Consider the following 7,980-nt stretch of genomic DNA (forward strand, 5'->3'; position numbering starts at 1 on the left):
CCGGCGCTCCTCCAGGGGGGCGTCGTCCAGGAAGGCGTAGGGCGCGGCATTCAGAACCCCGAGGGCGAAGGGGGAAGGCTCGGGAGTGTCGATGGCGACCTTCTCGATTTCGCCGCTGCGCAAGCGGCGCAGCAGCCCCACCATCCCGTCGGCATCCATCGCCTCTTCCAGGCAGTCCTCGATCGTCTGCCGCACGATCGGATGATCCCAGGGGATCGGCAGTTCCCCGGGAGGCAGCGTCTCGGGGCACGCCAACACCTGCGGGAAGGCCTGCACCAGCGCGTCGTCGGCGCGCATCCGCAGCAAGGGAGCCGGCACCCGGCGGCCGTCTTTGGAGCGCGGCAGCGACAGCGAGCGCGTCAGGTTCCAGCGCCAGCGGGTCAGGAACAGAGGTGAAGGAAACAGCGCCTGGGTCAGAAGGTCCTTTGCACTGTCGGGATGGAGATAGTCGAACACCTCCTTGAGCGGGAAGCTGTGATGCGGTCCGAGGGAGATGACGATCGCCTCCTCGTTGGCTGCCGCCTGCAGCTCGAAGCCGAAGCCGCGGCAGAAGCGCTTGCGCAGAGCCAGTCCCCAGGCGCGATTGATGCGGCCTCCAAAGGGGGAGTGGATGACCAGCTGCATCCCCCCCGATTCGTCGAAGAAGCGCTCCAGGATCACCCGGTCACGCGTCGGGACGGCGCCGAGGGCTTTCGCTCCTTCGGTCACATACTCCGAGATCTGCTCCGACGCGCCCTCGCTCAGGCCCGCCTCCTCCTTCAGCCATCGGGAATCCTCCCCGCGCGTGCGCACCAGAGCGACGGCCGAGGAGAGCTCGACGGTGCGCGCCGGCGCCTCGCCCAGCCAGAAGGGAAGGCTCGGTGGCGCACCCTGGGCGTCCGCCACCCGCATGAGGCCCGGCTCGACCTTCAGCACCTTCCAGGAGGTGTTTCCGAGCTGGAAGATGTCGCCGACGGTCGACTCGATGGCGAAGTCCTCGTTGACCGAGCCGATCAGAGTCCCCTCGGGCTCCAGGCGGACCTGGTAGTCGGCCGTGTCGGGAATGGCGCCGCCGCTCATCAGGGCCGTCAGCCGCGCACGCCGGGTCGCCATCAGGCGCCGGCCCACACCGTCCCTGTGCAGCAATGCCAGTCGACCCCTGGAGTGCAGGCGGACGACCGCGTCGAAGTCCTCCCGCGATAGATCGCGATAGGGCCAGGCCCGCGCCATTGCGGCATACAGGTCGTCCTCCTCCCAGCTCTGAGCCACGCATGCGGCGACGACCTGCTGCGCCAGGATGTCGAGCGGACGGCGCGGCTGCGGCGTCCGATCGAGCTCTCCGTGCCGGATCGAGTGCAGCAATGCCGCGGCGCACACCAGCTCATCGCGCGTGAGAGGGAAGATCCTTCCCTTGGGCCGCCGCGCCAGGGCGTGGCCGGAGCGACCGACGCGCTGCAGCAGGGTGGCGATGGAGGGCGTGACGCCCACCTGGATCACCAGGTCCACGTCTCCGATGTCGATTCCCAGCTCCAGCGAAGCGGTGGCCACCAGCGCCCTGAGAGATCCCTCCTTCAGACGGCGCTCGGCGTCGAGCCGCCGCTCGCGCGACAGGCTGCCGTGATGGCTGGTGACCTTCTCCTTGCCCAACCGCTCGGTCAGGCGCGCCGCCACGCGCTCCGCAAGCTTGCGCGTGTTCACGAAGACCAGCGTGGTGCGATGCTCCTGGATGAGCGTGGACATGCGCCGGTAAATCTCGTCCCAGACCTCGTGCGAGCAGACGGTGGCGAGGGGTGATTCCGGGATCTCGACCGCCAGGTCGATCTCGCGGCGGTGCCCGACGTCGACCAGGGCGCATTCACGACCCACCCCCGCCAGGAGACGACCGACTTCCTCGAGCGGCTTCTGGGTGGCGGACAGGCCGATCCGCTGGGGCGGAGCCTCGGCCAGCGCCTCGAGCCGCTCCAGCGACAGCGCCAGGTGCGAGCCGCGCTTGTCGCCGCACAGCGCATGGATCTCGTCCACGATGACGGTGCGCACCGTGCGCAGCATGGCGCGCCCCCCTTCGCTGGTCAGCAGAATGTAGAGCGATTCGGGCGTGGTGACCAGGATGTGCGGCGGCCGCTTCGTCATCGCAGTCCGCTGCGCCGCAGGAGTGTCCCCCGAGCGGACCAGGACCCGGATCTCGGGTAGCGAGGGGTCCTTTTCCCGCAGGGAGCTCAGAGGTCCCTGGAGGTTCAGCTGGATGTCGTTCCCCAGCGCCTTGAGAGGCGAGACGTAGAGGACCTGGGTCGCGTCGGGAAGATCGTCTCCCTGACGAATGAGCGAATCGATCGCCCAGAGGAAAGCCGCCAGGGTCTTGCCGGTGCCGGTCGGAGCGGCGATGAGGACGTGGCCCCCGGCGCGGATGCGCGGCCACCCCTCGATCTGCGGTGGGGACGGGGCGCCGAAACGCTCCGAAAACCAGGCCCCAAGGGCCGGATGGAACTCGTGCAGCATCGCTGCTCCTTGCAAGCGGGAGCTCTCATTATACGGCCCGCGGCGAGACGCAGCCGCATTGGAGGCAGCAGGTTTATCTCGACCGGGAGGCGGGCGCTTGACAACCCGAGGAGGACCTGAGAGGGGGACCGCGACGCTAGCCGCCGCTGATGCTCGTGGCTTCCAGCAGCACGGTGGATCCGGAGCCGCCTGAGGCGAAGAAGCGCAGGTCGTCGGCTACGGCGGCGACGGAGTCGAGCAGGTCGCGGATGTTCCCCGAGATCCCCATTTTCTGGACGGGGCGCGCCATGGCGCCGTTCTCCATCTCCCAGCCGACGGCCCCGAGAGAGAAATCGCCGCTGATCGGGTCGATGGTGTGCAGGCCCATCACTTCCGAGACGTAGACGCCCTGCGCCACCGTCCCCAGGAGCGCCTTGCGGCTCACCCCCGTGGGCTTCAGGACGAGGGTATTGGTCCCGATGTGGGGCGAGGAAAGATAGCCACCGCGCTGCGCATTGCCGGTCCGTGTCGCCTCCATGCGCCGCGCGGTGAAATCGTTGTGCAGGTATCCGGCCAGAAAGCCCTGGTCGATGAGCAGGGTCCTCTGGGTCGGCGTCCCCTCGCCGTCGAAGGGGCCGGTGTTCATGGCTCCCGGCACCCGGCCGTCGTCGATGAGCGAAACGATGGACCGGGCCACCTGCCGGCCCTGCTGACCCTGGAACAGCGACTTGTTCTTCAGGATGTTGTCGGCGTAGAAGGCCGAGGCCAGCGTTCCGAAGATTCCGGACACGACCTCCGGGTCGAGGACCACCTCGGTGCGCCGCGTGGAGATCGGCTCGGCGCCCAGCTTGTTGATCGCCCGCGAGGCCGCCTCGATGCCGATGGCGTCGGGCTCCAGTTCCTGGATGCCGAGGGCGAACCCGGAGGAATAGCCCGTCTGGTTTTCTTCCTTGTCGATGGCCACCAGCTCGATCGAGCCGATCGCGCGGCTCATCGTCAACCCGCTGCGCAGCCCGCCGGTGTTGGCGATCCAGCAGCCTCCCCAGACGTCGGCATAGCGGCTCTCCCTCACCCGCTTGACCTTGGTCGAGAAGCGCAGCGCGCAGCTCTCGATGCGGCGGGCCATGTCCACCTTCTGATCCATCCCGATCTCCGGAAGGCCCGGATCCTCGTTGGGAACGTCGAAGGGGACGCTCTGCGGGACCGGGACCTGCAGGTCGGACTCGGGATCGACGTGGGGGAGGATGGCGACGGCGCGCTGCACCGCCTTGCGCAGACCGTCGGGGCTGGTGTCCGGCGTGAAGGAGAAACCGACGCGCCCCTCCCGGAAGACCCGCAGTCCCGCGCCCCTCTCCTGCTTCGCCTCGACGCTCTCGATGCGCTGGTCGACGACGCTGGCGGAGGATTCCTGCGTGCTCTGGAAATAGACCTCGCCCTCCACGGACGCGTCGCGCAGGATCTCCAGGGCGAGATCCAGGACCTTGTCGTGCTCGCCGTTATTGCGCATGCCGCCCCCTCACTCGGCCGCGGCGACGGTGCCGCCGACGACGATCCGTGGAATGCGCAGGGTCGGCTGCGCGTCCGCCACCGGGACCCGCTGGCCATCCTTGCCGCAGGTCCCCACGCCGAAGCCCAGATCCGAGCCGACGGCGTCGATGCTGCTCAGCACCTCCGGGCCGTTCCCGATGAGAGTGGCGTCGCGAATCGGCTCGGCGATCTTCCCGCCACGGATCATGTAGGCCTCGCCGACGTTGAAGATGAAATTCCCGCTGGCGATGTCCACCTCGCCGCCTCCCATCTGGCACACGAAAATCCCCTCGGCGACTCCCGCCAGGATCTCGGCCGGGTCGCTCGCTCCCGGCAGGATGATGGTGTTGCGCATGCGCGGGATGGGGAGATGGCGATAGCTTTCGCGGCGCCCGTTCCCGGTGGGAGCGTGGCCCAGCTTCGTCGCGGTCCGGCGGCTGTGCAGGTAGGACTTCAGGATGCCGTTCTCGATGAGCAGCACGCGTGAGCTGGGCATCCCTTCGTCGTCCATGCCGGTGGATCCGCGCTTGTTGGGCAGGGTGCCGTCGTCCACCACCGTGATCAGGCTCGAGGCGACCTGCTGGCCGAGCTTGCCGGCGTAAATCGACAGCGACTTCTCGGCGAAATCCCCCTCCAGGCCGTGGCCGCAGGCCTCGTGGACCATGGTGCCGCCGGCTTTCGAGGAGAGGACCACGGTGAAGGTCCCCGCAGGCGCCGGCTTTGCGTCGAGCTGCACCATGGCGATGCGCGCCGCCTCGCGGCCGACCTCTTCCGGCGGATGCTGGTCGAACAGCTCGAATCCCCGGGTCTCGGCCAGGGAGTGGTATCCGGTCCGGATCTGGTCCCCGCGGCGCGCGATGGCCGAGCCGAACAGGGTGGTGTAGACGCGGGTCTCCCGGCTGAAGGCCCCTTCCGAGTTGGCGACGCCGATGTCGAGGACCGAATCGCCGTAGCTGGCGGAGAACTGCGAGATCGTCTCTCCTGCGGAACGCGCAGCCTTCTCGGCGCGGCGCACCAGCTCCACCTTGCGTCCCATCGGCACGCTTTCCGGCAGGACCGATACGGGCGAGACGACCGGGATGTCATGCTTTTTCAGAACCGCCATCCTGCCCGGCGTGGAGCCCTCGACCGCCTCGGCGAGACGGCGGGCTTCCCGCAGCAGGGTCTCGGGCGCGAGGTCGTTGCCGGAGTAGAAGAAGGTGCGATCCTCCGACACCAGGCGCAGGGAGATCCCGGCGTCCTCTCCGGAAACGATTTCCTCCAGCTTCCCGTCGTCGAGCGCGATGCGCGTGTACTGGTTGGTCTGACCGTAGATCTCGGCGAAATCTCCACCGCGCGACAGGAGCGCCTTCAGGATCGCCCCGGCCGAGGCCTCATCCATCCACTTCATGCTCTCTCCTTATCCCGGCGCAGCGTCTCGAAGGCCTGCTGCGCGCGCTTGCGAGTCTGCTCGATCGTCCCGGAGGTGTCGATGACGAGGTGCGCGAACGTCTTCTTTTCCGATGCCGCGCCCTGGGCGGCGATCCTCCTATCCGCCTCCGTCTCCGGGATTCCGTCGCGCGCCACGAGGCGCGCTCTTTGCGTGCGGGCGTCGCATTCGGTCAGGACGATCCGATCGAAATACTGCGCCGCGCCCGCCTCCAGCAGCAGCGCCGCCTGGGTCACCGCGATGCCGCCGGGGTGCTCGAGCAGGTAGCGCCCCGCCCGGCGGCCTGCCTCCGCCAGGATACGGGGATGCAGGATCGTGTTGAGCTTCGAGCGCTCTCCGGCGTCCGCGAAGATTCTCGCCCCGAGTCGCTTGCGGTCGATCCGTCCGTCTGGGGCGACCACCTCCTCGCCGAACGCCTGGACGATCTCGGCGTGCGCGGGCGTCCCGGGCTCCATCAGCTCGTGTCCCACGGAGTCGGCGTCCTGCACGAAGGCGCCGGCCTCGCGGAAGACCTCGGCCACCACCGATTTCCCCGTGGCGATCCCGCCCGTCAGCCCCACTCGAAGCCCGGCGCCTTGGGCTCCGGTGCCGGTGTTCACCGTGCCTCCGTACCGCCGCGCCGGCGCGCCGCCTTCACGGTGTTCTGCAGCAGGCAGGCGATGGTGAGGGGACCGACACCCCCGGGTACGGGGGAGAGCGCCCCGGCCACGGGCCCTGCCCGGCGGGGGTGGACGTCGCCGACCAGGGCGGAGCCTCCGCGGCGGACCGCCTCCGCCTGTTTCGAGGAGGGGCCGAACAATTCCTCAGCCTGGCGCACGTCGGTGATGCGATGGATTCCCACGTCGACGACCACGACCCCGGGTCGCAGGTATTCCTCGGTCACGAACCCCGGCTTCCCCAGCGCCGCCACCAGGATATCGGCATCGCGCGTGGTTTCCGCCAGGTCGCGGGTGCGGGAGTGGCAGATCGTCACGGTGGCGCTGGCGTGCAGGAGCAGAATTGCCATCGGCTTGCCGACGATGTCGCTGCGCCCCAGGACCACGGCGCGCGCCCCTTCGATGGGAATCTCGCAGCGGCGCAGCAGCTCCATGATGCCGCTGGGAGTGCAGGGACGCAGCGAGTCGGACCCTTCCACCATCCTGCCGACATTCTCCGGGTGCAGCCCGTCGACGTCCTTCGCAGGATCGAGAGCGTGCAGGATCCCCGTCTTGTCGGCATCCGCCGGCAGCGGCAGCTGCACCAGAATTCCGTCGACGTCGTCACGGCGGTTCAGGCGCTGAACGGCTTCGAGGGTGCGCCCAGCGTCACGCTCCCCTTCGAAGCGGACCAGCTCCGATTCGATGCCCACCTCGCCGCAAGCCTTGATCTTGTTGCGCACGTAGATCTCGGAGGCGGGATCGGCGCCGGCGAGGACGACCGCCAGCTTCGGGCGGGGCCGGCCGTGCGCCAGCAGCCGCGCGATGTCGGAAGCGACCTCCTGGCGGATCGCCCGCGCCACCGCCTCGCCGTCCAGGAGGCGCGCGGCCATGCTAATTCACCTTCTCGAAATGCCAGGCGAGCCCGGCGCGATGGGTCTCCGCGCCGACCTGGAACGACGAGAAGAGGAGCGCCATCGCCTTGCGTTTCTTGTTCGGGGGCATGGCGTGGAACAAGAGAAGCCGCTCGACCGGCTTCCCGCTCTCCAGGATCAACCCGGAATCGAAGAACTCGTCGCGCAGTGGATCGAGATCCTCGCCGGCCTTGCCAATCCCCTGGAGGTAGCGGTACAGGTCGGTGTAATCGAGGATGTGATCCTCTTCATTCTTGCCCCCGATGAGCAGGATGTTCCCCGGCTGGAACCGCACCAGGGCCTGGCTCTTGTTCTCCACCTTCACCAGGAAAGCCTGGAAGGGGGCGGGAGATCCGTCGAGAGCGCGAAACAGCCCGCCGTGGCCCGGGGCCCGCGCGTCGAGCCGCTTTTCCCATTCGTCGTTGGTCAAGGGACGCGCGGTAAAGGCCACGCCTTGAGCGTAGGTGAACGCCTCGTCCGTGGGTTTCTCGCCTTCGACGCACTTCGGTCCGCTCACGATCCTGAGCACGGGAGCGGAAGTGGCAGCGGCCACCACGGCGAATGCCGACGTTCCGACGAGAAGAAGCCCGAGGAGAAAGGCGCGAAAGGGAAGGAGAGAGGGGGGCCGGAAGTCCCGTCCTGCGGTTCGCATCGCAAATCCTCGCGAGAACGCTGCACCATAGGACGGATCGGAGGAACTGTCAAGAATGCGCGGAGTGCGAAAGGAGCTTCGTTGCGCGCGAAGCGGACGCGTCGAGGCGATGCCGTCTGTGGCGGAGGGTCACACAAACAGCCGGCGGAAGAGTGGAAGCTTGAAGCGCGGAATCTTCGAAGCGGCGCCGATCAGTGATCCGTCTTCAGCATCTGGGGCGTCGCCTTGATGATGAAGACTTCTTCGCTGCCGTCGGGATTGGTTTTCACGACACGATGCAAGACCACCCGCTGGTTGTTCTTGGTGGCGACCATGGTCTCGACTTTGATGTCATCGGCGAGGGGACCGTCGGACTCGTTCCAGCCCTTG

At 68.0% G+C, this 7,980-nt stretch carries 6 protein-coding genes; all 6 read right to left on the reverse strand.

The annotated features are described in order from the left end of the window. The coding region (locus VFW45_08620) for a DEAD/DEAH box helicase (protein ID HEU5180843.1) at nt 1-2,475 on the reverse strand (2,475 nt) is incomplete at its 3' end. 136 nt (nt 2,476-2,611) lie between these two features. Then, nucleotides 2,612-3,961 (reverse strand): TldD/PmbA family protein, encoded by a 1,350-nt coding sequence (locus tag VFW45_08625; GenBank protein HEU5180844.1) that lies wholly within the window; start codon nt 3,959-3,961, stop codon nt 2,612-2,614. A gap of 9 nt (nt 3,962-3,970) precedes the next feature. Beyond that, nucleotides 3,971-5,371: a TldD/PmbA family protein gene (locus VFW45_08630; GenBank protein HEU5180845.1), complete on the reverse strand. Its 1,401-nt coding sequence runs from the start codon at nt 5,369-5,371 to the stop codon at nt 3,971-3,973. Then, nucleotides 5,368-6,009 (reverse strand): dephospho-CoA kinase, encoded by a 642-nt coding sequence (coaE, locus tag VFW45_08635; protein HEU5180846.1) that lies wholly within the window; start codon nt 6,007-6,009, stop codon nt 5,368-5,370. The genes VFW45_08630 and coaE overlap by 4 nt, the downstream gene beginning before the upstream one ends. Beyond that, nucleotides 6,006-6,938: a bifunctional methylenetetrahydrofolate dehydrogenase/methenyltetrahydrofolate cyclohydrolase FolD gene (gene folD, locus VFW45_08640; protein ID HEU5180847.1), complete on the reverse strand. Its 933-nt coding sequence runs from the start codon at nt 6,936-6,938 to the stop codon at nt 6,006-6,008. Before folD ends, coaE begins: the two co-directional genes overlap by 4 nt. 1 nt (nt 6,939) lies before the next feature. Continuing rightward, nucleotides 6,940-7,611 (reverse strand): hypothetical protein, encoded by a 672-nt coding sequence (locus tag VFW45_08645; GenBank protein HEU5180848.1) that lies wholly within the window; start codon nt 7,609-7,611, stop codon nt 6,940-6,942. Nucleotides 7,612-7,980: the final 369 nt, after the last annotated feature.

The organism is Candidatus Polarisedimenticolia bacterium (assembly GCA_035764505.1).
GTDB lineage: Bacteria > Acidobacteriota > Polarisedimenticolia > Gp22-AA2 > AA152 > AA152.

Bases quoted from the DNA above. Each gene is read 5' to 3' on its own strand.
- VFW45_08625 (HEU5180844.1), bottom strand. From the start codon at position 3,961: ATGCGCAATAACGGCGAGCACGACAAGGTCCTGGATCTCGCCCTGGAG.
- VFW45_08630 (HEU5180845.1), bottom strand. From the start codon at position 5,371: ATGAAGTGGATGGATGAGGCCTCGGCCGGGGCGATCCTGAAGGCGCTC.
- folD (HEU5180847.1), bottom strand. From the start codon at position 6,938: ATGGCCGCGCGCCTCCTGGACGGCGAGGCGGTGGCGCGGGCGATCCGC.
- VFW45_08645 (HEU5180848.1), bottom strand. From the start codon at position 7,611: ATGCGAACCGCAGGACGGGACTTCCGGCCCCCCTCTCTCCTTCCCTTT.